Consider the following 25,468-nt stretch of genomic DNA (forward strand, 5'->3'; position numbering starts at 1 on the left):
TTACCGGGCCTACAGGTAACAACCGTCGTAGGCCGGATAAGCGCAGCGCCATCCGGCAAAAATGAGATAACAAAGATGAGTGAGAAAGCGACCTTCTGGCTGGGTATTGATTGTGGCGGTACATATCTGAAAGCGGGTTTGTATGATGCCAAAGGTCATGAGCAGGGAATTAACCGGCAATCGCTGCAGACAATATCGCCATTACCAGGTTACGCCGAACGCGATATGCACCAACTGTGGCAACAGTGCGTCGCGACCATCGCCGGGCTGTTAAAGCGCACAGGCGTGTGCGGTGAGCAAATCAAAGGCGTCGGTATATCCGCTCAGGGCAAAGGTCTGTTCCTTCTCGATAAACAAGATAAGCCACTAGGCAATGCCATTCTCTCTTCTGACCGACGCGCGATGGAAATCGTTCAGCGCTGGCAGCAGGATGGGATACCTGAGCAGCTCTACCCGATCACCCGCCAGACATTGTGGACCGGTCATCCGGCATCGCTCCTGCGCTGGGTGAAAGAGAACACCCCCCAGCGCTACGCGCAAATTGGTAGCGTCATGATGGGTCATGACTACCTGCGCTGGTGCTTAACCGGCGCCAAAGGCTGTGAAGAGAGCAATATCTCCGAGTCGAACCTCTACAACATGACCACGGGTCAGTACGACCCGAGGCTGACTCAGTGGCTGGGCATCAGTGAAATCGACAATGCCCTGCCCCCCATCGTTGGTTCAGCAGAAATATGCGGGGAAATCACCGCTCAGACAGCCGCCATAACCGGTCTGGCGGCGGGTACCCCCGTCGTCGGCGGACTGTTTGATGTGGTTTCCACCGCACTCTGCGCCGGTATCGAAGATGAACGCACCCTCAACGCGGTGATGGGTACCTGGGCCGTCACCAGCGGGATCGCTCACGGCCTGCGCGACCACGAGCCCCATCCCTATGTCTATGGTCGCTATGTAAATGACGGGCAGTACATCGTTCATGAAGCCAGCCCGACCTCTTCAGGCAATCTGGAATGGTTTACCGCCCAGTGGGGCGAACTCTCTTTTGATGAGATTAATCAGTCCGTTGCCAGCTTACCGAAAGCCGGTAGCGAGCTTTTCTTTCTGCCCTTTTTGTACGGCAGCAACGCCGGACTGGAGATGACCAGCGGCTTTTATGGCATGCAGGCTATACACACTCGCGCCCACTTATTACAGGCCATCTACGAAGGCGTGGTTTTCAGCCACATGACCCATCTGAACCGCATGCGCGAACGTTTTACGCAGGCACATACCCTGCGCGTTACCGGAGGTCCAGCGCACTCCGACATCTGGATGCAAATGCTGGCGGACGTCAGCGGTTTACGTATCGAATTGCCACAGATTGAAGAGACCGGCTGCTTTGGCGCTGCGCTCGCCGCCAGCGTAGGCACCGGCGTTTATCACAATTTCAGTGACGCGCAGCGCAGCTTACAGCACCCGGTTCGCACACTGCTGCCAGACGCTACGGCGCATGCGAGCTACCAGCGTAAATACCGCCAATACCAGAATTTAATTACCGCACTACAGGGCTATCACGCCCGCATTAAGGAGCACGAATGATGAGTCGACCATTACTGCAACTGGCGCTCGACCACACCAACCTGCAGGCGGCCCAACACGATGTCGCACTGCTACAAGAGAGCGTCGATATCGTTGAGGCAGGGACGATTCTCTGCTTAACCGAAGGCCTGGCTGCCGTGAAAGCGCTGCGAGCCCAGTGCCCAAATAAAATCATCGTTGCCGACTGGAAGGTGGCCGATGCAGGCGAAACTCTCGCACAGCAAGCGTTTGGCGCTGGCGCTAACTGGATGACTATCATCTGCGCTGCCCCGCTGGCGACGGTAGAGAAAGGCCATGGCGTCGCGCAGTCCTGCGGCGGTGAAATTCAGATGGAACTGTTCGGTAACTGGACGCTGGATGATGCCCGTGACTGGTATCGCGTTGGGGTTCGCCAGGCAATTTACCATCGTGGTCGCGATGCTCAGGCCAGCGGACAACAATGGGGAGAAGCTGATCTGGCGCGCATGAAAGCGCTTTCCGATATCGGTCTGGAGTTGTCGATTACCGGCGGGATTACGCCCGCCGACCTGCCGCTGTTTCGCGATATCAACGTCAAAGCCTTTATCGCCGGACGCGCGCTGGCTGGGGCGCAAAACCCAACGCAGGTTGCCGCTGAGTTCCATACGCAAATCGACGCTATCTGGGGAGCACAGTATGCGTAATCATCCGTTAGGTATCTATGAAAAAGCGCTGGCGAAAGACCTCTCCTGGCCGGAGCGTCTGGTGCTGGCGAAAAGCTGTGGTTTTGATTTCGTCGAGATGTCAGTGGATGAAACCGATGAACGCCTGTCGCGTCTCGACTGGAGCCCTGCTCAGCGTGCATCGCTGGTGAGCGCAATGTTAGAAACCGGCGTGGCAATCCCCTCAATGTGCCTGTCCGCCCACCGCCGTTTTCCGTTTGGCAGCCGCGATGAATCAGTCCGTATTCGGGCACGCGACATCATGACCAAAGCCATTCGTCTGGCGCGCGATCTCGGTATTCGCACTATTCAACTGGCAGGTTACGACGTCTATTACGAGGAACATGACGAAGGTACGCAGCAGCGCTTTGCCGAAGGGCTGGCATGGGCAGTCGAGCAAGCCGCCGCCGCGCAGGTCATGCTGGCGGTAGAAATCATGGATACCGCTTTTATGAACTCAATTAGCAAGTGGAAAAAGTGGGATGAAATGCTGTCATCGCCGTGGTTCACCGTCTACCCGGATGTGGGCAACCTCAGCGCATGGGGAAATGACGTCACTGCCGAACTGACGCTGGGCATCGACCGTATCGCCGCTATCCATCTGAAAGACACACTGCCAGTAACCGAAACCCATCCGGGCCAGTTTCGCGATGTACCCTTTGGCGAAGGGTGCGTGGACTTTGTTGGTATCTTCAAAACGCTGCATGAGCTGAACTATCGCGGGTCGTTTCTGATTGAAATGTGGACTGAAAAAGCAAAAGAGCCGGTACTGGAAATTATCCAGGCACGACGCTGGATAGAAGCACGTATGCAGGAAGGAGGATTTTCATGTTAGAACAACTGAAAGCCGATGTGCTGGCGGCCAATCTGGCGCTTCCGGCTCATGGTTTAGTCACCTTTACCTGGGGTAACGTCAGCGCTGTGAATGAAACGCGTAAGCTGATGGTGATTAAGCCGTCCGGCGTGGAATATGACGTGATGACCGCCGACGATATGGTGGTGGTGGATATTGCCAGCGGCAACGTGGTTGAAGGCAGTAAAAAACCCTCATCTGACACACCAACCCATCTGGCGCTGTACCGCCGCTACCCTGAGATCGGTGGGATCGTCCATACTCACTCACGCCACGCGACGATCTGGTCGCAGGCGGGTCTTGATCTCCCGGCATGGGGCACCACGCATGCCGATTATTTCTATGGTTCTATTCCGTGTACCCGGCTGATGACCGTTGAGGAAATCAATGGTGAATACGAATATCAAACCGGTGAAGTGATCATTCAGACCTTTGAGCAACGCGATCTCAATCCGCTGCAGGTTCCGGCAGTGTTAGTGCATTCACACGGTCCGTTTGCCTGGGGTAAAGATGCCGCAGATGCCGTACATAACGCAGTGGTACTCGAAGAATGCGCCTACATGGGGCTTTTCTCGCGCCAGTTAGCTCCGCAGTTGCCGGATATGCAGCCTGAGTTGCTGGATAAACACTATCTGCGTAAACACGGTGTAAATGCGTATTACGGGCAAAATTAACGTCCGGCGGCGCTGTGCTTGCACTGGTCTGTCATTTTTAGGCCGGGTAAGCATAGCGCCACCCGGCGATCCTCATTTACGCCGAATTAATATGCTCTTTGCAGTAGCGCCTTTTCCACGCCGCAGGCGTCAGGCTGGTATGCTTACGAAAGATTTTACGAAAGTAACCCACATCATTAAATCCACATTTAATCGCCACTTCGGTAAGCGACAGCGAGTCACTGATCAACAGCTTTTCTGCCGCCCTTACCCGCTGGCGATGCAATGCTTCAGTTAGCGTCAGCCGGAAAGCGCTCCGGAATACACGCCCCAGATAATCCGCATTGCAATGCAGCTCTTTCGCCAGAGTTGAAGCACTAATCGGCAGGTGGAACTGGGTGTGGATTATTTGTTGCGCTTTCCATGCCAGCGCATTACCGGGGCTATCTGCGGGTTGCTCGCTAGCCGCCGCGGAGATTTGCTGCAAAATCAGCAGTAGGATCAGTTCCAGCGCAACGCTGCGATGAATATTTTCCTGCTCGCGTAAGAACTGGCGAAACAGCGAAATAATATATTGTGGCTCGCTAACCCGGGCATGCTGAGGAATCGCAAGCAACGGTTCTGTAAGTGAAGCATCGTTTTCTGCTGTCACCTCAAAGTGTAGCCAGTAAAATTTCAAATCAGCCGGAAACTGTCCCACACCAATATGCGAACGCTGCGGCCATAACAGCAAACTTTCTCCAGCATTCACGCAAAAAACGGTCTGACCTTCGCAAATCGTTAATGTCCCTTTTTCGACAAAGATGATTTCCCAGGATTGCAATTGCCGCGCCGGATGGCTTCCCACACCTCGGGAAATAAATAGCCCACCATTTTGCACTTTAATCGGAAGAGACATGGATAATTCGAGCATATATATTCAAATTCCCGCTTTTGCATTATTTAAACTGCTCTTTATTATTGATTATTCACGATAAACTTGCTTTTCGCTGGATCGAAATCACATTTTTATAATGAAGTCGGAATTGTCATCTTTTTATACTTTTCTCTTCCCTTGTTGACCCAAACATTTCGTGCAGAATAAATAACGTACTTTGCAAATTACAAACAAATAACCCGCAACGTAGCGGGATACTTTCTGAACATCCTCTCCGGGAGTTATTTATGACTTCGGCTCCGATTACGACATCTGATTTGGCACAGCGTGCCCAGGACGACAAATTATCCCTGCGTGAAAAAATAGGTTATGGGTTAGGCGATGCAGGCGGGACGGTAATTACCTGTCTGATCATGAACTTCCTGACATTTTTCTACACCGATGTCTTCGGGTTAACGCCCGCGCTGGTCGGCACATTGTTTATTGCCCTGCGCGTATTTGATGCCATTTCCGATCCGATAATGGGCATACTTGCCGACCGCACGCAAAGCCGCTGGGGGCGTTTTCGCCCATGGCAGCTGTGGGTGGCAATTCCCATTGGCATCATTGGCGTACTCACGTTTACCGTCCCTGACGCCAGCATAAGTGTAAAAATAGCCTGGGCATTTGGCACCTATCTACTGCTCTCTGTCGGCTATACCGCCATCAACGTACCGTATTGTGCGCTGATCAACACCATGACGACCCGCCATAACGAGGTGATCGCCTGTCAGTCCTGGCGCTTTGTGCTGTGCGGCGTGGCGGGATTCCTTGTCTCCGTTGGTCTGCCGTGGATGGTGGATATTCTGGGTCAGGGCAATGCCGCGCAGGGTTATCAGTTCGGCGTGGGCATCCTGTGCGCCATCGCTGTGGTGATGTTCCTGTGCTGCTTCTTCTGGGTTCGCGAGCGTGTGCCGCTGGCGATGATGGGGAAATTTACCCTGCGTGAACACATTGGTGGGCTACGCAAAAATGACCAGTTGCTGCTAATGCTGGTGATGTCTTTCCTGCTGATTAACGTCTTCAATATTCGTGGCGGCGGGTACATGTATTTCATTACCTACGTGCTGGAAGGCAGTACCGCTTACACGTCGCTGTTTTTCACCATGGTGACCTTTGCGTCCATCATCGGTTCAGTGGTTGTCAGCCCGCTGACCCGCCGTATAGATACCGTCAAACTCTATTACTACACCAACCTGGTGCTGGCAGCCCTGGCAGTGATGATGTGGTTCTTGCCGACCGGCCCGGCTTATCAAACATTATGGCTGGCGGTTATTCTCGGCAACGGCATTATTCTGGGCTTTACGCTGCCTCTGCACTTCTCGCTGATGGCCTTTGCCGACGATTACGGCGAGTGGAAAACCGGCGTGCGTTCTTCCGGCATGAATTTCGCCTTCAACCTGTTTTTCATCAAGCTGGCCTGGGCCTCAAGCGCGGGGATCATCAGCCTGTTATTTATTTTTGTCGCCTATCAGCCAGGCGCTGGTAACCAAACCGCCAGTTCGCTGCAAGGAATTACCGCGATGGAGACGCTGCTTCCCGCGCTGTTCCACCTGCTGTTGGCGCTGTCTATCCGCATCTGCAAACTCAATAATCCGATGATGTCGCGCATTGCCACCGATCTGCGTCAGCGTCATGTACAGCCTTAAGGAGCACGAAATGAACGTACTGGAAGTCGACCTGCATAAGCTCACCGTCAGCGATCCGTTCCTCGGACAATACCAACAGTTGGTCCGTGATGTAGTGATCCCCTACCAGTGGGATGCGCTGAATGACCGCATTGCAGAGGCGGAACCAAGCCATGCGATAGAGAACTTTCGTATCGCCGCAGGACTGCAGGATGGCGAATTTTACGGCATGGTTTTTCAGGATAGCGACGTAGCGAAATGGCTGGAGGCAGTCGCCTGGTCCCTGTGCCAGAAACCTGATGCTGAACTTGAGAAAACCGCAGATGAGGTCATCGAGTTGGTGGCCGCTGCGCAGTGTGAAGACGGCTATCTCAATACATACTTTACAGTGAAAGCCCCGGATGAACGCTGGACTAACCTCGCCGAGTGTCATGAGTTGTACTGTGCAGGTCATTTGATCGAAGCCGGCGTCGCGTTCTTTCAGGCGACGGGAAAACATCGTCTTTTAGACGTAGTGTGCCGTCTGGCGGACCACATCGATAACGTTTTCGGGCTTGGTGATAATCAACTGCGCGGCTATCCGGGACACCCGGAAGTTGAGCTGGCGTTAATGCGCTTATACGAAGTGACCCAACAACCACGCTATATGGCGCTGGTAAATTACTTTGTGGAACAGCGCGGCGCGCAACCCCATTTCTATGACGAAGAGTACGAAAAGCGCGGCCAAACCTCTTACTGGCATACTTACGGCCCGGCATGGATGGTGAAGGATAAACCCTATAGCCAGGCTCATCAGCCCATTTCAGAACAGCAAACGGCGATCGGTCATGCAGTACGTTTTGTTTATCTGATGACCGGCGTGGCGCATCTGGCACGCTTGAGTCAGGACGAAGGCAAGCGTCAGGATTGCCTGCGTCTGTGGAAAAACATGGCCCAGCGTCAGTTGTACATTACCGGCGGGATCGGTTCACAAAGCAGCGGCGAGGCGTTTAGCAGCGATTACGATCTGCCTAACGACTCCGTGTATGCGGAAAGCTGCGCCTCAATCGGTCTAATGATGTTCGCCCGCAGAATGCTGGAGATGGAGGCCGACAGCCAGTATGCCGACGTGATGGAGCGCGCCCTGTATAACACCGTATTGGGCGGGATGGCGCTCGATGGCAAGCACTTCTTCTATGTGAACCCGCTGGAAGTGCATCCTAAATCATTAAAATTCAATCATATTTATGACCACGTGAAACCCGTTCGTCAGCGCTGGTTTGGCTGCGCCTGTTGCCCGCCGAATATCGCCCGCGTACTCACCTCTATTGGTCATTACATCTACACACCACGTCAGGACGCGCTGTATATCAATATGTACGTGGGCAATAGCATGGAAGTCCCCGTGGCGGATGGCTCGCTCAAGCTGCGCATTAGCGGGGATTATCCATGGCATGAGCAGGTGAAAATCGCCATCGAATCACCGCAGTCGATATATCACACCCTGGCCCTGCGCCTGCCAGACTGGTGCACCGCACCGCAGGTTTTACTGAATGGTCAGCCAGTTGAGCAGGATATTCGTAAAGGATATTTGCACATCAGCCGAACCTGGCAGGAAGGCGATACGCTCAGTCTGACCCTGCCAATGCCGGTGCGTCGGGTATACGGAAATCCATTAGTGCGTCATGTCGCCGGTAAGGTCGCCATTCAGCGTGGACCGCTGGTGTATTGCCTGGAGCAGGCCGATAACGGTGAGGAATTGCATAACCTGTGGTTGCCAAAAGAGAGTGAGTTCAGAGTATTCGAGGGTAAGGGATTGTTCAGCCATAAAATGTTAATTCAGGCTGAAGGCGTGAAGCAAAGTACTGCCGATGCAGCACAACAATCGTTGTGGCACTACGATGTTTCCCCAGCTTCGCGCCAGGCGCATACGTTGACGTTTATTCCGTGGTTTAGCTGGGCGAACCGTGGTGAAGGCGAAATGCGTATCTGGATAAACGAGCAGTAATAATAAGGCGGATGGCGGCGGTTAGCCCCCATCCGTCAATGTCTCATGAAAAGATTGCCCTCCTCCCTGAGGACAAACGGGTGAGAATCAGAAACGCCAGGTCAGACCGGACATAAAGGTGAAGCTGTCATCACGATCAACCATCGGACTATTTTTAATGTCATCCGGCAGTGCGCTATAGTTGGCGCTTGCCAGCAGCGTCAGGTTAGTGGTTAATGCGTATTTAGCGGACAGGCCAACATACGGTGTCCAGCTATCGCCTGGGGAATAGCTTGATAAACCACTACGACGGGACTCATTACCCGAAATGCCGTAGTAGTATTCATTGAATTTTTCGTCATAGTAGAGCACGCCAATTGATGGCGTCAGCGTCAGCTTGCCCATCGGCATTGGACGGAACAGTGAAACTTCCCCTACCCAGCCATTACTGTTGTCCAGCACATCCGCAGCGGCGGAGACTTTCACGCTACCCCATCTTTCATGGTGATACCACGCGGCACCCGCCATTGCAGTTGCGTCACGCTTATCCAGCGTTTTCATCGCGTGATCGTCATTGTCGCCGGGATCAAACTCCAGCGGCATATAAGAGGCAGTAATACTAAATTCATTACTTTCACTCTTAGACAAAATATAACCTAGCGTTGTTTGCCTAAAATAAAATGATTCACTTTCATAACTGACAAGCGGTACTGCGTGAACATTATCATTATACCCGCGATAAGGTGATTCATTATATACAGCGCCAGCGCCAATAGAAAATTCTGCGGCAGTTGCACTCGCCATAAAAGAAAAGGCGAGCAGCGCCACAATATTGCGTTTAATTAACATGCCAACATTCCATTTTAAAATAAGCTACAAAGCGGGTGCATAATAATGCTTACAATTTCATCGGTGCAAGGTTCTTATTTATATAGTAATATATATAAAATTATATATATTGGGCTTGGCGATGAATAAATTACAACTTAAACACCGGGAACTGAAGATTATTTCGGTAATTGCTGCCAGTGAAAATATCAGCCATGCCGCTACTGTTCTCGGCATTGCTCAGGCCAACGTAAGTAAGTATCTTGCTGATTTTGAATCAAAAGTTGGGCTAAAGGTATTTGACCGCACCACCAGACAACTGACCCTCACGCCGTTTGGTATTGCGTTACTTCCTTACATCAATGACATGTTAGACAGAAATGAGCAGTTAAATAATTTCATTGCTGATTATAAGCACGAGAAACGTGGCAAAGTAACGGTATATGCACCAACCGGAATTATTGCTTACTTATCGCAACATGTTATTGCAAAAATTATGGATATTGGCGATATCAGTCTGGTGCTAAAAACCTATAACCTGGATCGCAAAGCATTTTATGAAGGCGTCGACTTTCCTGACGATTGTGATATTTTACTTTCCTATGCTCATCCTAAAGATGAATCACTGGTCGCCAGTTTTATCACTAAATATGCGGTTATTGCTTTTGCCAGTCGGGAATATCTCACCAAGAATCCTATTAGTAGTCCTGATGAATTAGTTAACCATTCCTGCATTCTAATTGATTCTATGATGATTGATGATGCCAACATTTGGCGATTCAATTCTGCTGAAGACAAAAAGATGCGCGACTATCGTGTGACGGGAAATTACATCTGCGACAATACACAATCGGCACTGGCGCTGGCGCGTAACCATTTGGGGATTGTTTTTGCGCCAAATGAAAGTGTGCAAAAAGATTGTCGTTCCGAGATGCTGGTCCCGTGTTTCTCAGAACAACATGAATGGTGGCTGGATTTAGTGGCGATTTTCCGCAAGCGTGAATACCAGCCCTGGCGAGTGCAGTATATTCTCGATGCAATGCTCGCGGAGATACGTCAGCAGCTTGCTCAGGCGATACGACAGCCTGAGTAAGCGAATAGCCTGCGCTTAGTGGTCGAGATACAGGTAATGAACCCAACTGGTCATCCGCAGCAACACCTTGCGCATGACCGACACATGTTCGAAGTGATCAGAGTAAACGGCGACCTGCGCGTAGATCCCATCAGGCAACGCATTCACATCCGCATTGTCGTTCAGCTCAATCGTGGCGATTACCCCTTCCGAACCAGGCGTAGAGTTTAAAGATTGCAGTGCCCCGTTCGACTGGTATGTACCACCCGGTACTGCCGGACTAATGGCGGCCAGTTTACCGCTAAACACCTTACCCGGCAGGGCATTAAACACCACTTCCGCTTCATCGCCTGGCTCCAGTCGCAACAACGAGTTTTGACGGAACTGGGCGATAATTTGTCGTTTCTGATCCGGGATGAATACCATGACCGGGCGCATCGGCAGCGCGGCGGCATAGGTTCCTGGGCGCATCAGCACCTGAGTGACGTAACCATCGCTGGGCGCGCGAACCACGGTCTGGTCCAGGTTGAACTCTGCTTCCGCTAGCTGTGCTTTCAGGCTGGCAATTTGCGAATTCTCACCCAGTACCAGGCTGTCCAACTGGCTCTGAATTTGCTGTTGTTCTGCAACGGAGGATTTCACCGAAGCTTCCTGCGCCAGGTAGTTTTGGCGCGCCGCGTCGATATCGCGTTCAGAAAAAGGATTCACCTTCGCCTGACTCCCCTGCGCATAGCGCTGGTAATCTTTTGCCAGCTTGTCACGCGTGGCCTTTGCCCGCTGCGTGTTGGCTTTCATTTCGTCTAACTGCGCAACCAGAGCCTGCTCTTTATGCTGTGCGGTAACAATATCAGCCTTCAGGCGATCTACCCGCGCCTGATAACGCCCTGGATTAAGCTTAAACAGAACCTCGCCTTTTTTGATTAGCGTATTCTTCTTATCCGTTACTTCTGTCACTACACCCGTTACCTGCGGCACCACGGGAATAGAAATTACCGCTTTTTGTGCCTTAAATGTATACGGATGGTTATAATTCATCAGTAATATAAGTCCGCAAACAATGAATATACCGCCTAATGCCGCGGTAGGAACTGTCCATTTATTTACAGGAATTTTAAAAATTTTAAATATTGACCATGCACACGCAACATAGGTCAGAACAATCAGTAAATCCATCGATATTACTCCGCCGGAGAGGTCTTGGCCTCACCCAGTTTCTTTTCCAGATCCGCAACCCTTGCCTGAAGCTGGATCAGGGAAGAATCCGCGCTCTGCATGCCCCACCCGCGTTCCGGGCGATAAAGCGTTGCCCAGATCCATAAAAAGGGCCAAATAACATGTAAGGTAAACAAACTAACCCAACCCGCAACATGTATTGCGTCGGCATGAGGATGGTTACGTTTCTTTGCAATTAGATAGGGAATATCATGCAGAATAATAATCCCGTAAAAAATGACCAGGAATACAAAAATAAGCACTCCTAATGCAAAATAATTAAGGAACATATTTGCCTCAGGGATTTAAATTAAGGAATTCGGATGCAATTTGATTTAAACAATAGAGTTGATAATAGTATTGGAATGACCAGATTGGATGCAATTATCTTATTTATATAACGATATATGGGTTTCTATATACCCGTCGTCTTTCGAGCTGCTTCTTTGTTGGCTGCGTTCGTTCACCCCAGCCACTTACCTGAGGACATAACTTGATGCCCGGTACGCTAAACGCGACCGGGCAGTAGGTGACGTGAAATTAAAACAGCCCCAGTGGTTTATCAGAGTAGCTCACTAACAGGCATTTGGTTTGCTGATAATGCTCAAGCATCATCTTATGCGTCTCGCGCCCGATACCCGACTGCTTGTAGCCGCCGAACGCCGCATGCGCCGGGTAAGCATGGTAACAGTTGGTCCAAACTCGCCCCGCCTGAATCCCACGCCCCATTTTGTAAGCCAGATTTCCGTTTCGACTCCAGACACCAGCGCCAAGCCCATATTGGGTGTCATTAGCGATTTCCAGCGCTTCCTCCATAGTTTTGAAGGTCGTGACGGCCAGCACCGGTCCGAAGATCTCCTCCTGGAAAACCCGCATGTTGTTCTTACCAAACAGAATAGTCGGTTCGAGGTAGTACCCCTCTTTTAACTCGCCATCCAGCTGCTTGCGCCGCCCGCCGGTGAGAACATCTGCCCCTTCTTTTTTACCAATGTCGATGTAATTCAGAATGGTTTCCAGTTGACCATGCGACACCTGCGCGCCCATTTGCGTCACGCTGTCTAACGGGTTGCCGCTACGGATACTTTCCACCCGACGTATGGCTCTTTCCATAAAACGTTCGTAAATGGATTCTTGTACCAGTGCCCGACTCGGGCAGGTACATACTTCGCCCTGGTTGAAGGCAAACAATGCAAAACCTTCCAGCGCTTTGTCAAAGAACGCATCTTCTTCATCCATCACGTCCGCGAAGAAGATATTGGGGGATTTCCCGCCCAGCTCCAGCGTGACAGGGATAATGTTCTGCGTGGCGTACTGCATGATCTGCTGCCCAACTTCCGTTGAGCCGGTAAACGCCACTTTTGCAATGCGTTTTGACGTCGCCAGATACTCACCGATTTCCCCACCCGCGCCGTTTACCACGTTCACCACGCCAGGCGGGAGCAGATCGCCGACAACTTCCATCAGCAACAACACGGACAGCGGCGTCAGGCGCGCAGGTTTAAGCACGACACAGTTACCGGCAGCCAGGGCGGGCGCCATCTTCCAACTGGCCATCAACAGCGGGAAGTTCCACGGGATAATTTGCCCCACCACGCCAAGAGGTTCATGGAAGTGATACGCCACGGTATCGCTATCAACTTCGCTTATTCCCCCTTCCTGTGCACGAATACAGGACGCGAAATAGCGGAAATGGTCAATCGCCAGCGGCACATCTGCCGCGCTGGTTTCACGGATGGGTTTACCGTTATCCCAGGTTTCAGCCGTCGCCAGCAGCTCCAGATTTTGCTCCATACGATCGGCAATTTTGAACAAAATCGCCGCCCTGTCCTGCACGGAAGTCTGCGCCCATTTGTCTTTTGCTTTGTGCGCGGCATCCAGTGCCAAATCGATGTCCTTTTTGCCGGAAGAGGCCACTTCGCACAGTAATTGCCCGGTTACCGGCGTCAGGTTTTGGTAATACTCACCGTCCACCGGTGCGATCCAGTCACCGCCGATAAAGTTATCGTATCGGGCTTTTAACTTCAGAGGGTAACCATACTCGCCGGGATAAATACGCGTTGAAGGGGGGTTATTGGTCATGACCGTCTCCTTGCTGTAGGGGTACTACAAGGGTAGACGGGGCTGGCGAATTATTCGCCAGCCTTTTACTGCTTTACGACAGGTATCACGAATTACATGGCAGCACGATAAATCGCCATGATTTCTTCATGTGTCGCCTGAATCGGGTTAGTGAAACCACAGGCATCTTTCAGGGCATTAGTCGCCAGAACGGCAAAATCTTCTTCTTTCACGTTCAGCTCACGCAGCCCAGCCGGAATATTCACTTTCTGCGCCAGTTCGCGGATCGCCGCGATGCAGGCTTCTGCCCCTTGCTCTTCGCTCAGACCAGCAACGTTCACACCCATTGCCGAGGCGCAATCGCGCAGGCGGGCGGCAGCAACTTTGCTATTAAATACCTGTACGTGCGGCAGCAGTACGGCATTACATACTCCGTGTGGCAGATCGTAGAAGCCACCCAGCTGGTGCGCCATCGCATGCACGTAGCCAAGAGAGGCATTGTTAAAGGCCATGCCTGCGAGGAACTGCGCATAGGCCATGGCTTCGCGCGCCTGAGCATTGCCGCCCTCTTCCACGGCGACCGGCAGGTTTTCCGCAATCATGGTGACAGCTTTAAGCGCGCACGCATCGGTAATGGGGGTCGCAGCAATAGAAACATAGGCTTCGATAGCGTGAGTCAGCGCATCCATACCGGTAGCCGCCGTCAGAGACTTCGGCATACCGACCATCAGCGAGGAGTCATTGACGGACAGCAGCGGTGTAACATGCTTATCCACAATCGCCATTTTAATGTGGCGTACTTCATCAGTGATGATGCAGAAGCGGGTCATTTCAGATGCCGTACCCGCCGTGGTGTTGATGGCGATCATCGGCAGCTGCGGTTTTGCAGAGCGGTCTACGCCTTCGTAGTCACGAATATCGCCACCATTAGCCGCCACCAGCGCAATGCCCTTCGCACAATCATGAGGAGAGCCGCCACCGAGAGAAATAACGCTATCACAGTCATTTTCTTTCAGCATTTTCAGGCCAGCGGCAACGTTACTGGTCGTGGGGTTAGGATGCGTACCATCGTAAATTACGCTGGAAATATCATGTTCCTGTAGCGCTTTTTGAATATCGCCAGCCATACCTAATTTCGTCAGCATGGCATCCGTAACAATCAGCGTACGGCGAAAACCATATTCCGCCATTGTATTCATTGCGTCTTTTAATGCGTCAGCGCCGATTACATTCACGGAAGGAATAAAAAATGTTGAAGCAGCCATTGTACGATCCTTAATTACTCTAAAGAGGTAGGAAGCATACGAGTGAAATTTCCAACAAAATATGATCGTGGTTGTTATTTTAATAACACTTACAATTAAAAAGCACATTAGGTTCATAATCTAATGTGCTTATTTCAATCAACATCTATTTTGTATTAATTCATTTAATCCATGAATTAATTGTTTCATTATTTTTCAGGGAACAGCAACGCATCGCGTAATAAATGATCATTTCCCCGACGGCGAGTAAAACCAATGCGGTCAAAATATTCCAGAATTTGGATAGCCAATTTGCGCCCAACGTTAAGCCTGTCGCGAAAATCGGCGGCACATGTCGATCCCCTTTCCTGATCCAGTTCGCGGATCATATTGGCAAAGGCCACAATCCGATCGTTACGGTAATAACGATCTTTCACGATCGCGGTAATGATGCCTTGCTGTGCCGCTTGTCGTAACGCCACACGCATCATCTGTTCATCCGTTCCCGTCTGTTTTGCCAAATCGCGCACCCACCACGGCTCATCGCCAAAAAGTGGTTCTACTTTTTGCCAGATTGCCAACTGCTCATCGCTGAAACCCGCCTTATGTTCCGGCAAATGCAACCAGCCATGATGGCTATGAATAGCGCCACTCTCGCGCATCTTTTCAATTAGCAGCAATACCAGCGCTTCGTCTTCCATCGGCAAAGCCATACGGCGCAGGCGCTCGCGCCCGGGCCCTGGTTCATCACGGTGCTGCTCATGGTAGGTCGCCAGCGTATCGAGAACTTTCCGCTGCCAGCGCGCGGCAACAGGGGCATTCAACAGGCTGTATCCCGCCTGAATAAATCCATGTTGCTCAATCAACGGACGCATACCGTTGCCATTGAGCTGACGCGCCCAGGCAAAGTCAGGAATATTCACCGCCCCACGCGCCAGGTGCAGCGCCAGAGCGTCACCGTCAGTCTGCGCGTTTTCCAGCGCCGACAGCCACTGTAAATATTCCGGCTTACGCTTTCCGCGTCGCGGCGGATTAAGCGTCACAACACGTGCACCTGCCAGCGTTGTGCGGGCAGAAATATCACGCAGCACCAGACGGTCGTTATCGGCAAGCCAGAGTGGTGTATCAAACACCAGTTCAGCTAGTGTCCCTTCAAGCAGAGAGATACGCCCGGTAACATGGCTAGCCGCGTGGTGAATATGCAACGGTTGCCACTGCATCAGCGGCGCGGCATGTTCTAAAGAAACAATCACGCGGGTAAAAGCCTCTGGCGGCGCATCGGAAAGCAGCCAATCGCCGCGGTTTAGTTCTTCTTTTTGTGCATCACCGGCAATATTCAGCGCAATACGTTGTCCCGCTTGCGCGCGGTCGGTGGCCTGATTTTGTGCATGCAGGCTACGTACGCGCATCGGTTTGTTGACGCCCGTGAGCCACAGCGTGTCACCGACATTCACTTCACCGCTGAGCGCCGTCCCGGTCACCACCAGCCCTGCGCCTTTGACCGTAAAGGCGCGGTCAATCGCCAGGCGGAAGCTGTGATCGCGGGCATGCTCGCGCGACGTTAATTGCAACAAATGGTCACGCAGTTCCTCTATGCCACGGCCTTCATTGGCCGCAGTGACGAAAAGCACCGACTCCGCGAAACCATAATTCCCCAGCGTGGCCTGAATCTCCGCACGTACCTCTTCAATTCTTGCTTCGTCTACGCGGTCGGCTTTCGTGAGTGCCACGGTGATCTGCGGATTGCCCGTCAGCTGCAGAATTTGCAAATGCTCACGGGTTTGCGCCATTACGCCATCATCACACGCCACCACCAGCAACGCGTGATCGATGCCGCCGACCCCCGCCAGCATGTTGGACAGAAACTTTTCGTGTCCAGGAACGTCGATAAACCCCAGCACCCGCCCATCCGGCTGCGGCCAGTAGGCATAGCCGAGATCGATGGTCATGCCGCGCTTTTTTTCTTCCGGCAGACGGTCGGCATTCACACCGGTAATCGCCTGTAATAACGTTGTTTTTCCGTGGTCAACGTGTCCGGCGGTTGCAATAATCATTTCAGCATCATCTCCATAAACCGGGTCTCGTCTTCAAGGCAGCGCAGATCCAGCCATAAGCGGCCATCATAAATTCGCCCAATAACCGGTACGGGCAGCGTACGCCAACGGGCTGCCAACGCTTCGAGGCGGCTCCCGCGCCCATCATGTGGGGTAAAGGTTAGCGCCGCGCTGGGCAGCCTATCAACAGGTAGTGAGCCGCTGCCAATCTGCGACAGGCAAGGCATCACATTCAGGGCGAACTCATCGCCGTAATGCTCTGCAAGCTGTGCCTGTAATTGCTGTGCCTGCGCGTGGATCGCTTCTTGTGAGCGGGTGAGCTGGCGCAACGTCGGCAACTTCTCCGCCAGTGCTTCCGGGTGCAGATAGAGCCGTAGCGTCGCTTCCAGCGCAGCCAGTGTCATTTTATCTGCCCGTAATGCGCGTTTCAGCGGATGGCTCTGCAAACGAGCGATCATCTCTTTTTTACCGACAATTATCCCTGCCTGCGGCCCGCCCAGCAGTTTATCGCCGGAGAAACTCACCAGACTGACGCCAGCGGCAATCAGTTGCTGCGGCATCGGCTCCTGCGGCAAGCCATACTGGCTGAGATCGACCAGCGAACCACTGCCCAGATCCGCCACCACCGGTACATCCAGTTCCTGGCCAATTACGGCCAGCTCCGCCTCATCCACCGACTTTGTGAAGCCTTCAATGCTGTAATTACTGGTATGCACTTTCATCAGCAGACCGGTGTTTTCATTCACCGCCTGGCGGTAATCTTTCGCATGGGTCCGGTTGGTGGTCCCCACCTCGCGTAGAATGCATCCGGCCTGACACATGACGTCCGGAATACGAAACGCGCCGCCAATTTCCACCAGCTCGCCGCGAGAAACAACCACCTCTTTGCCGTTCGCCGTGGCGGCCAGCATCAGTAGAACAGCTGCCGCATTGTTATTGACGATACAGGCGTCTTCCGCCCCCGTCAGACGGCAGAGTAAATCTGCCAGGGCCCGATCCCGATGTCCCCGCCCGGCATCATCCAGACTATATTCCAGCGTCACCGGCGTGCGCATCGCCTGTACCACCGCTTCAATTGCTTCTTCGGCCTGCGACGCGCGCCCAAGGTTGGTATGCAGCACCGTTCCGGTCAGGTTAATCACCGGGCGTAGCGCGCTTTGCGATTCTCGTTCAAGCCGGGCGCTGGCTTCTTGCGCCCAGTCCTCACACCATTCCGGGAGCGCGTGCGTGTCGCGAATAGCTTCTCTGGCTTCATCGAGCATGTGACGCAGCAGGTCAACCACCCGGGTATGGCCGTGAGATTCACGTAAGGCTGGGAAGGCGCTATCGCGCAATAAACGATCGATAGCAGGAAGCTGGCTGTAGAGTGAACGCATGTCGGTTGTCATGAAAGGGCCTGGCTGTTGGTGGCCCTCTCCACCGTGGAGAGGGATATCGATATAGGAAGGATTGTACCGTGACTTTGCTCAGGCGGACATAATACGCATCAAGCCTTTGGCGGTTCTGTACGGGCAAAACTCTCGCGTTGAAAGAGCGTTTCCACCAGTTTGACCAGACGGGGGCGATCAACACACCAGCCAGGCGCAACCCGACGGAAATTGAGATAACCGACGGCGCAGGCAATCGCAATGGTTGCCAGGTTAACCGTATCCGTTTTCAGCGTACCATCCGCCAGATAGCCTTCCAGCACATCCAGACTACGGGTGATCTTCTCACGCTGACGTAACAATTCAGTTTCTGACTGCTGCGCGGCAGGGCGAGCCTGTTCGCGCACCGAAACTAAACCGGCATCCATAATGCCGTCTGCCAACGCTTCCAACTGGCGTACCTTCAGCGCGGCCAGCGGATCACGCGGCAGCATGGCTGGTGCAATATCCAGTAGCTCTATATATTCCGCAATGATAGGAGAATCAAACCAATACTCGCCCGCATCGGTGACCAACGCGGGTACTTTACCTAACGGGTTATAGCGCGCCACGCCGCTATCCGCGTTATAGGGGAGTTCATTCACAAATTCGAAGGTGATGCCCTTTTCCAGTAACAGAATAGAAATTTTACGCACAAAAGGGCTGGTATAGCTGCCAATGAGTTTCATGCCGGGTCCTTTTTGCCAACAAAAATATCAGTATGGCTCAGACTGAGACAAATGGCAGATGATAGCTTCCATTCTTACTGTTTTACTTATGATCTAAACGTTTTCTTAATTTCAGCTGCTTTTTATACAACATGCTTTTCCCTGCATTATTCGGGACGTATGGTTTTCTGCAAATGTATCAATACGTCACGGAGAAAATCATGTCACAGCAGGGCCTGCGTTTTACGCTGGATGTTGACGGATTAACGCCGACGGCAACCGCTGTCGTCAGCTTTACCCTCTACCAGAATATCTCCACGCCCTTTTTGCTCACTGTCGATATTGCCAGCGACCGGTCCGGCCTCACCGCCGTCAGTTTCCTCGAGAAAAACGCCACGCTGACCATCTGGCAGGGTAACACCCCACAGCGCTATCTCCATGGCATCATCACCGGGATGGAAACCGGGGAAAACAACGGCTGGCAGATGAACTACAGCCTGACTATTTCGCCTCCGCTCTGGCGCTGTGGCCTGCGACAGAACTTCCGTATCTTTCAGCAGCAGGATATCCTGGCCATTTCTACCACCCTGCTGACTGAAAACGGCGTCACCGACTGGGTGCCCTCCTTTTATGAATCCCACCCGGCGCGGGAGTTCTGCGTTCAGTACGGCGAAACCGACCTCGGCTTTCTCATCCGACTGTGGGCTGAAGAGGGCATTTTCTTCTTTGACTGGTTCCACCCGACCAGCCCCGACCAGAAACTGGTGCTCTGTGATGACGTGGCCGGGGTCTCCACGCTGGGTGAGATGTCCTTTAACCCGAATACCCGCGAAGTCGCCACGGAATGCATCAGCGAGTTTCGTTACCGGGCGCAGGTACGCCCTTCCTCGGTGGAAAACCAGGATTACACCTTCAAAGCTCCTGGCTGGCCGGCTTACTTCAGCCATCACGCCCCGAACCTGAACGGTCAGCGCACCCAGTATGAAATCTTCGACTGGCCGGGACGCTTCAAGGACGAGCAGCACGGTCAGGACTTTGCCCGCTACCAGGCAGAAGGCCACCGGCAGGATGCTGAAACCGCTGCCTGCGAGAGTAACTCCCCGAAACTGTGGCCCGGAAAACGTTTCACCCTCACCGGCCACCCTTCATTAACGCTGAACCGGGAGTGGCAGGTCACCGGCAGTGTGCTGAAAGGAAAGCAGCCACAGGCGCAGCATGGCCACCAGGGTGAAGGCACCAAGCTCAGTAACAGCCTGGACGTCATCCCGGCTGACCGGACATGGCGCTCCTCCCCCCTGCCCAAACCTTCCGTTGACGGTCCGCAGAGCGCCATTGTCACCGGCCCGGCGGGCGAGGAAATCTTCTGTGACGAACACGGTCGAGTCCGGGTGCGTTTTCACTGGGACCGTTATTGTCCGGGGAACGAAGACAGCTCCTGCTGGATTCGGGTGTCGCAGGCATGGGCCGGAGCCGGATTTGGCAACCTCGCCATCCCGCGCGTGGGCCAGGAAGTGATAGTCGACTTCCTCAACGGAGACCCGGACCAGCCCATTATCATGGGACGCACCTACCACCAGGATAACCGCTCACCGGGCAGCCTGCCGGGCACCAAAACGCAGATGACTATCCGCTCGAAAACCTATAAAGGCGGTGGATTTAACGAGCTGCGCTTCGAGGATGCGACGGACCAGGAGCAGGTCTATATTCATGCGCAGAAGAACATGGATACGGAGGTGCTGAACAACCGCACCACTGATGTCACCGCCAACCATCGTGAGGCCATCGGCGGCAACCAGGTTATCACCGTGAAACAGAATCAGGTACAGACGGTAGTGCAGAACCAGAAAGAAACCGTGGGGCAAAACCAGAGTATCACCGTCGGCCTGAACCAGGCCGAAACGGTGGGTATGGCGCGGGCGTTAACGGTAGGTGTTGCGTACCAGACCACTGTGGGAGGCGTAATGAACACCTCGGTGGCGATGATGCAGTCCTCACAGGTCGGGATTCAGAAATCGCTGCTGGTCGGGAAGGGTTATGACGTCAGCATCGGAGAGAATGTCACCTTCACTGTGGGTAAAAGCAAAACCGAGAGCACCGGAAAAGTAGCTGTATATTCCGCCGGAGAGCATCTGGAGTTGCGCTGCGGACAGGCGCGGCTGGTGCTGACGCAGGACGGTAAAATCTTCCTGAACGGTACAGCGATTAACCTCCAGGGCATGCAGACGCTCAGCGGCGACGCGCTGATGATTAACTGGAACTGTGGCGCAGCAGAAGACCCGCCGAAAGCACCGAAATAAATTAGCGAACTTGCCGCCGGATATCTGGCAGTGCTGAGTCAGTGAAAACCCGGTTACCTGCTGTGTAACGCAATAAAAATTAAACCCGGAAATTCAGAAGGATTTGACTATGAGCGGAAAACCCGCCGCCCGGATGGGCGACATGACAACAATCGGGGGGCCGATTGTTCAGGGATCTCCGGGCGTGATGATTGGCGCACCGACCGGCGTGGCCTGCTCGGTCTGCCCGGGCGGCATGATCTCCGGAAATCCGGTTAACCCGATACTGGGTGCCAAGGTACAGCCCGGTGAAACCGATTTTTCCCTGCCCGGCCCTCTGCCATTTGTACTTTCAAGAACTTACAGCAGCTACCGGACGAAAACGCCCGCGCCCGTGGGCATTTTGGGTCCCGGCTGGAAAGCGCCCTTTGATATTCGCTTACAGATACATGATGACGAACTGATACTTAACGACAACGGCGGCAGAAGTATTCATTTCAACCCGCTGTTTCCCGGTGAATCCGCCTTCAGCCGCAGCGAATCGCTCTGGCTGGTGCGTGGTGGAGTGCCAGCGCTTCATGACAGTAACCCGCTGCACACACTCTGGCAGTCGTTGCCGGAAGACATCCGCACCAGTCCACACGTGTATCTGGCGACCAACAGTGCTCAGGGTCCGTGGTTGATTCTGGGCTGGTCTGAGCACACTCCCACCCCGGAAGAAGCTCTGCCCGCGCCACTACCGCTATACCGGGTACTGACCGGGCTTGCCGACAGTTTTGGGCGCGCGCAGAACTTCCATCGTGCGGCATCCGGTGAATTCAGCGGGGAAATCACCGCCGTGACGGATGGCGCAGGACGCCGCTTCCGGCTGGTGCTGACCACGCAGGCGCAGCGGGCGGACCAGCACCGAAAACAGTCAGTCGCCAACGGTGCAATCCCCCTTCCCTTTCCGGACGTCCTGCCCTCCACAGCCTACGGTGCAGACCACGGCCTCCGTCTGACGGAAGTGTGGCTGACGCACGACCCGGAATACCCGGACAACCTGCCTGCCGCCCCGCTGGCGCGTTATGACTATTCCCCGCGTGGTGAGCTGAAAACGGTATATGACCGCAGCGGCACAGCAGTACACGGGTTTACATATGACCCGTCGCATCCGGGGCGAATGGTGGCCCACCGCTATGCGGGCAGGCCGGAGATACAGTACCGCTATGATGCGTCCGGGAGGGTGACGGAACAGCGAAATCCACAGGGCTTAAGCTATACCTACGCGTATGAACCGAACCGCATCACCCTCACCGACAGCCTCAACCGCCAGGAGGTGCTGCATACCACAGGCGAAGGCGGCCTGAAGCGGGTGGTGAAACAGGAGCGCGCAGACGGCAGCTCCTTTAACAGCGAGTACGATCCGGCAGGCAGACTTATCGCGCAGACCGATGCGGCAGGTCGCAAGACAGAGTATCGCCTGAGTCCTGGCTCCGGTCAGTTGAAAGAAATCATCATGCCGGACGGCAGGCAAACGGAATTTTACTACAACAGCCAGCGCCAGTTAACGGATACCGTGTACCCGGACGGCCTCCAGAGCCAGCAGGAATATGACGCACAGGGCAGGCTCACGACCGACACCCGACGCGACGGCAGCACTACCCGCTATTTTTATGATAGCCCACACAGTGCATTGCCGGCAGCCACTGAAGACGTCACCGGCAGCCGGAAACAGATGACGTGGAGCCGTTACGGGCAGTTGCTCACCTTCACCGACTGTTCAGGCTACGAAACCCGTTATGAATATAACCGTTTCGGACAGATAACGGCGGTTCACCACGAGGAAGGGCTGAGCGTTTATTCTGCTTACGATGACCGGGGCAGACTCATCAGCCGGAAGGATGCACAGGGCAGGGAAACGCGCTATGAATACAGCCTGGCGGGCGACCTGACGGCAGTCATCTCTCCTGACGGCAGCCGCAGCGAAACGCAGTATGACACGTCCGGCAGACCGGTCGGCATAACCGAAGGCGGCCTGACGCGGCAGATAACATACGATGCTGCCGGACTCGTCACCTCACTGATTAACGAGAACCACGCCACCACCACCTTTGCTTATGACGTGATGGACAGGCTGACGCAGGAAGCGGGGTTTGACGGCAGAACGCAGCGCTATGGCTACAACACCGGTGGGCAGCTTGTCCGCAGTGAGGACGAAGGCCTCGTCACGCTCTGGCATTACGATGAAGCCGACCGCCTGACGCACCGCACGGTGAACGGCGAACCGGCGGAACAGTGGCAGTACGACGAGCGCGGCTGGCTGACGGAAATCAGCCATCTCAGCGACGGTCACCGGGTCGCCGTGCACTACGGCTATGATGAGAAAGGCCGGATGAGCCGCGAGCGGCAGACCGTTCACGCCCCGCAGACGAATGAACTGCTGTGGGAGCACCTCACGCAGCACGATTATCAGAACGGACTGGCGAATAAAACCACGCCCGACCACCTTCCCCCGGTGGAGTGGCTGACATACGGCAGCGGTTATCTGGCCGGGATGAAGCTCGGCGACACCCCGCTTATCGACCTCACCCGCGACCGCCTGCACCGGGAGACGCTGCGCAGCTTTGGGACATATGAACGTGCCAGCGCATACAACGCAGGCGGGCAGTTGCAGCGCCACACGCTGAATCTGACGGAGCTGAACCGGGAATACACATATAACGACGGCGGACAGCTTGTCCGTATCAGCGGGCCACTGCAACAAAGACAGTATCAGTATGACGACGCGGGGCGACTGAGCCAGGTACAGCTTACCCCAGGCGGGACAACCACCGGGTACTTCACCGACCCGGCGGGTAACCGGATTGCAGACCGGCAACAGAACCCGGCGCTGCCAGCCCACTTCCCGGATAACCGTATCAGCGAGGATGTGTGCGAGTTTTACCACCATGACGAACACGGCAGGCTGACAGAAAAAGACGAGCGCCGCATCCGTGACGGCGGCAGCCACAGCCACCATTATCACTACGATAACCGGCACCGGCTGGCGCATTACGTCCGTGCGCAGCAGGGACAGCCACTGCTGGAAAGCCGTTACCTGTACGACCCGCTGGGCCGCCGCGTCGGTAAACGGATATGGAAAAGCCAGACTGAACGGGAAAGCCTCACCGGGAAGGAATATCTCTGGCTGAACCCCACCCCGGAGGTGACGTGGTACGGCTGGAACGGCGACAGGCTGACGACCACACAGACAAACCACAGCCGTATCCAGACGCTTTATACACCGGGCAGCTTCACGCCGCTGGTCAGAATCGAAACGGACATGGCAGAGCTGGCAAAAGCAGCGCACCGCACGCTGGCGGAGAAGCTCCAGCAGGATGCGGGAATGACGTTTGTGCCGGAACTGGGGGCGATGCTGGACGGGCTGGAAGCCGAATTGCGCCGTGGCGAAGTCAGCGCAGCGAATCAGCAGTGGCTGGCGCAGTGCGGGTTAACGCTGGAGCAGATGAAGAACCAGATGGAGCCGGAATACACGCCGCTGCGAAAAATTCACCTGTACCACTGCGACCACCGGGGACTGCCGCTGGCATTGGTGAATGCTGACAAAACTATCGCGTGGAGTGCAGAGTTTGATGAATGGGGGAATATGCTGCGGGAGGATAATCCGGACAATCTGCAACAGTTAATCCGGTTACCGGGACAGCAGTGGGATAAGGAGACGGGGTTGTATTACAACCGGCACCGTTACTATGACCCGGAACAGGGGAGGTATATTACTCAGGATCCCATAGGGCTGATGGGGGGATGGAATCTGTATGAGTATCCATTGAATCCTGTCACAGAGATAGATCCATTAGGTTTATATCAGATGTGCCATAGAAAATTCGATCCGGTCCCCGTTCCCTATGCAAGGCATTGCTATATAAAGTTTAAAGATGGTACTACGTCAAGTTTTGATAATAAGGGGGTTCATGCAGATCCTGCTCCCAATAAGTCTGGTACGATCTGTACTGAGCCTCAAAATCCATCATTGGATGAGTGTATTCGCGAAGCAATGAAAAAATGTAAAGGTGAAAATTATCACTTTACTGAGTTTAACTGTTGTCACTGTGCAGAACAGGCGATGAAATCTTGTGGCACATCCATCCCTAAAACATCATGGCCAAACGCCCCTATAAATCCGGGCCCACAACCAGGAGAGCCTGGTTATAGCCGAGAGCCTCTATTTGGACCAAATCTGGGGGGAGGATAAGTATGTTAAAACATTTTATCACCGAACTTTTATGGGTGTTTTTATTTTTATTTTTGCTAATTACAGAGAAGTACATCCCTATATATGTGTATGAAAGAATTAATATTCCTATATCTGTCATCTCATGGATATCATGGGGGTT

General features: G+C 53.6%; 18 protein-coding genes. 9 read left to right on the forward strand and 9 right to left on the reverse strand.

Going from position 1 to position 25,468, the window contains the following annotated elements:
* Positions 1–75 precede the first annotated feature (75 nt).
* Genes OGX90_RS17305 through araD form a run of 4 tightly spaced genes read left to right on the forward strand, consistent with a single transcriptional unit; the run spans position 76 to position 3,785 of the window.
* Positions 76–1,578, forward strand: coding sequence for an FGGY-family carbohydrate kinase (locus OGX90_RS17305; RefSeq protein ID WP_286624373.1), 1,503 nt, complete (start codon positions 76–78; stop codon positions 1,576–1,578).
* A complete protein-coding gene (gene ulaD, locus OGX90_RS17310; protein WP_286624375.1) occupies positions 1,578–2,240 on the forward strand; it encodes a 3-keto-L-gulonate-6-phosphate decarboxylase UlaD in 663 nt (220 codons plus the stop codon). Before OGX90_RS17305 ends, ulaD begins: the two co-directional genes overlap by 1 nt.
* Positions 2,233–3,093: an L-ribulose-5-phosphate 3-epimerase gene (locus OGX90_RS17315; protein ID WP_174770939.1), complete on the forward strand. Its 861-nt coding sequence runs from the start codon at positions 2,233–2,235 to the stop codon at positions 3,091–3,093. Before ulaD ends, OGX90_RS17315 begins: the two co-directional genes overlap by 8 nt.
* Positions 3,087–3,785: an L-ribulose-5-phosphate 4-epimerase gene (gene araD / locus OGX90_RS17320; RefSeq protein ID WP_128611257.1), complete on the forward strand. Its 699-nt coding sequence runs from the start codon at positions 3,087–3,089 to the stop codon at positions 3,783–3,785. Before OGX90_RS17315 ends, araD begins: the two co-directional genes overlap by 7 nt.
* 76 nt (positions 3,786–3,861) lie before the next feature.
* Here the strand turns inward: araD and OGX90_RS17325 are convergent, their stop codons facing one another.
* Positions 3,862–4,677, reverse strand: a complete 816-nt coding sequence (locus tag OGX90_RS17325) for a helix-turn-helix domain-containing protein (RefSeq protein WP_060682938.1) — start codon at positions 4,675–4,677, stop codon at positions 3,862–3,864.
* A gap of 251 nt (positions 4,678–4,928) precedes the next feature.
* Here OGX90_RS17325 and OGX90_RS17330 point away from each other — a divergent pair, with 251 nt between their 5' ends.
* Together OGX90_RS17330 and OGX90_RS17335 are read left to right on the forward strand one after the other, a co-directional pair.
* The gene (locus OGX90_RS17330) at positions 4,929–6,329 is read left to right on the forward strand and encodes an MFS transporter (RefSeq protein WP_286624379.1); all 1,401 of its coding nucleotides are present in this window, start codon (positions 4,929–4,931) and stop codon (positions 6,327–6,329) included.
* Between the two features lie 10 nt (positions 6,330–6,339).
* Positions 6,340–8,295, forward strand: coding sequence for a glycoside hydrolase family 127 protein (locus tag OGX90_RS17335; RefSeq protein WP_286624381.1), 1,956 nt, complete (start codon positions 6,340–6,342; stop codon positions 8,293–8,295).
* Positions 8,296–8,382: 87 nt separating this feature from the next.
* Here OGX90_RS17335 and OGX90_RS17340 read toward each other — a convergent pair whose 3' ends face one another.
* The gene (locus tag OGX90_RS17340; protein ID WP_048215321.1) at positions 8,383–9,123 is read right to left on the reverse strand and encodes a MipA/OmpV family protein; all 741 of its coding nucleotides are present in this window, start codon (positions 9,121–9,123) and stop codon (positions 8,383–8,385) included.
* Between the two features lie 121 nt (positions 9,124–9,244).
* Here OGX90_RS17340 and OGX90_RS17345 point away from each other — a divergent pair, with 121 nt between their 5' ends.
* The gene (locus OGX90_RS17345; RefSeq protein ID WP_020996058.1) at positions 9,245–10,195 is read left to right on the forward strand and encodes a LysR family transcriptional regulator; all 951 of its coding nucleotides are present in this window, start codon (positions 9,245–9,247) and stop codon (positions 10,193–10,195) included.
* A 15-nt stretch (positions 10,196–10,210) separates the two neighbouring features.
* Here the strand turns inward: OGX90_RS17345 and OGX90_RS17350 are convergent, their stop codons facing one another.
* The 7 genes from OGX90_RS17350 to OGX90_RS17380 form a co-directional block, all read right to left on the reverse strand.
* Positions 10,211–11,347: an HlyD family secretion protein gene (locus OGX90_RS17350; RefSeq protein WP_003827345.1), complete on the reverse strand. Its 1,137-nt coding sequence runs from the start codon at positions 11,345–11,347 to the stop codon at positions 10,211–10,213.
* Positions 11,348–11,352: 5 nt separating this feature from the next.
* A complete protein-coding gene (locus OGX90_RS17355) occupies positions 11,353–11,676 on the reverse strand; it encodes a DUF3302 domain-containing protein (RefSeq protein ID WP_003024200.1) in 324 nt (107 codons plus the stop codon).
* Positions 11,677–11,926: 250 nt separating this feature from the next.
* Complete coding sequence (aldB, locus tag OGX90_RS17360; protein ID WP_008786449.1) at positions 11,927–13,465, reverse strand: aldehyde dehydrogenase AldB; 1,539 nt, start codon at positions 13,463–13,465, stop codon at positions 11,927–11,929.
* A 92-nt stretch (positions 13,466–13,557) separates the two neighbouring features.
* Positions 13,558–14,709, reverse strand: coding sequence for an L-threonine dehydrogenase (gene yiaY / locus OGX90_RS17365; RefSeq protein WP_008786450.1), 1,152 nt, complete (start codon positions 14,707–14,709; stop codon positions 13,558–13,560).
* Positions 14,710–14,897: 188 nt separating this feature from the next.
* The gene (selB, locus tag OGX90_RS17370) at positions 14,898–16,742 is read right to left on the reverse strand and encodes a selenocysteine-specific translation elongation factor (RefSeq protein WP_048236999.1); all 1,845 of its coding nucleotides are present in this window, start codon (positions 16,740–16,742) and stop codon (positions 14,898–14,900) included.
* Entirely contained in the window at positions 16,739–18,130 is a 1,392-nt protein-coding gene (selA, locus tag OGX90_RS17375; RefSeq protein ID WP_100271769.1) for an L-seryl-tRNA(Sec) selenium transferase, read from the reverse strand. The genes selB and selA overlap by 4 nt, the downstream gene beginning before the upstream one ends.
* Positions 18,131–18,228: 98 nt before the next feature.
* Positions 18,229–18,837 carry a glutathione S-transferase gene (locus OGX90_RS17380; protein ID WP_008786453.1) on the reverse strand — a complete coding sequence of 203 codons (609 nt, stop codon included), beginning with the start codon at positions 18,835–18,837 and terminating at the stop codon, positions 18,229–18,231.
* A 200-nt stretch (positions 18,838–19,037) separates the two neighbouring features.
* Between OGX90_RS17380 and OGX90_RS17385 the strand changes: the two genes are divergently transcribed.
* Positions 19,038–21,113 carry a type VI secretion system Vgr family protein gene (locus OGX90_RS17385; protein ID WP_286624383.1) on the forward strand — a complete coding sequence of 692 codons (2,076 nt, stop codon included), beginning with the start codon at positions 19,038–19,040 and terminating at the stop codon, positions 21,111–21,113.
* Positions 21,114–21,222: 109 nt separating this feature from the next.
* Complete coding sequence (locus OGX90_RS17390; protein ID WP_286624384.1) at positions 21,223–25,326, forward strand: RHS element core protein; 4,104 nt, start codon at positions 21,223–21,225, stop codon at positions 25,324–25,326.
* The last annotated feature ends 142 nt before the right edge of the window (positions 25,327–25,468 follow it).

Source organism: Citrobacter sp. Cpo012 (assembly GCF_030333015.1).
Taxonomy (GTDB): domain Bacteria; phylum Pseudomonadota; class Gammaproteobacteria; order Enterobacterales; family Enterobacteriaceae; genus Citrobacter; species Citrobacter portucalensis.

Excerpts from the sequence above, each read along its gene's own strand:
- OGX90_RS17305 (WP_286624373.1), top strand. The coding sequence starts at position 76 with ATGAGTGAGAAAGCGACCTTCTGGCTGGGTATTGATTGTGGCGGTACA.
- ulaD (WP_286624375.1), top strand. The coding sequence starts at position 1,578 with ATGAGTCGACCATTACTGCAACTGGCGCTCGACCACACCAACCTGCAG.
- OGX90_RS17315 (WP_174770939.1), top strand. The coding sequence starts at position 2,233 with ATGCGTAATCATCCGTTAGGTATCTATGAAAAAGCGCTGGCGAAAGAC.
- araD (WP_128611257.1), top strand. The coding sequence starts at position 3,087 with ATGTTAGAACAACTGAAAGCCGATGTGCTGGCGGCCAATCTGGCGCTT.
- OGX90_RS17325 (WP_060682938.1), bottom strand. The coding sequence starts at position 4,677 with ATGCTCGAATTATCCATGTCTCTTCCGATTAAAGTGCAAAATGGTGGG.
- OGX90_RS17330 (WP_286624379.1), top strand. The coding sequence starts at position 4,929 with ATGACTTCGGCTCCGATTACGACATCTGATTTGGCACAGCGTGCCCAG.
- OGX90_RS17335 (WP_286624381.1), top strand. The coding sequence starts at position 6,340 with ATGAACGTACTGGAAGTCGACCTGCATAAGCTCACCGTCAGCGATCCG.
- OGX90_RS17340 (WP_048215321.1), bottom strand. The coding sequence starts at position 9,123 with ATGTTAATTAAACGCAATATTGTGGCGCTGCTCGCCTTTTCTTTTATG.
- OGX90_RS17345 (WP_020996058.1), top strand. The coding sequence starts at position 9,245 with ATGAATAAATTACAACTTAAACACCGGGAACTGAAGATTATTTCGGTA.
- OGX90_RS17350 (WP_003827345.1), bottom strand. The coding sequence starts at position 11,347 with ATGGATTTACTGATTGTTCTGACCTATGTTGCGTGTGCATGGTCAATA.
- OGX90_RS17355 (WP_003024200.1), bottom strand. The coding sequence starts at position 11,676 with ATGTTCCTTAATTATTTTGCATTAGGAGTGCTTATTTTTGTATTCCTG.
- aldB (WP_008786449.1), bottom strand. The coding sequence starts at position 13,465 with ATGACCAATAACCCCCCTTCAACGCGTATTTATCCCGGCGAGTATGGT.
- yiaY (WP_008786450.1), bottom strand. The coding sequence starts at position 14,709 with ATGGCTGCTTCAACATTTTTTATTCCTTCCGTGAATGTAATCGGCGCT.
- selB (WP_048236999.1), bottom strand. The coding sequence starts at position 16,742 with ATGATTATTGCAACCGCCGGACACGTTGACCACGGAAAAACAACGTTA.
- selA (WP_100271769.1), bottom strand. The coding sequence starts at position 18,130 with ATGACAACCGACATGCGTTCACTCTACAGCCAGCTTCCTGCTATCGAT.
- OGX90_RS17380 (WP_008786453.1), bottom strand. The coding sequence starts at position 18,837 with ATGAAACTCATTGGCAGCTATACCAGCCCTTTTGTGCGTAAAATTTCT.
- OGX90_RS17385 (WP_286624383.1), top strand. The coding sequence starts at position 19,038 with ATGTCACAGCAGGGCCTGCGTTTTACGCTGGATGTTGACGGATTAACG.
- OGX90_RS17390 (WP_286624384.1), top strand. The coding sequence starts at position 21,223 with ATGAGCGGAAAACCCGCCGCCCGGATGGGCGACATGACAACAATCGGG.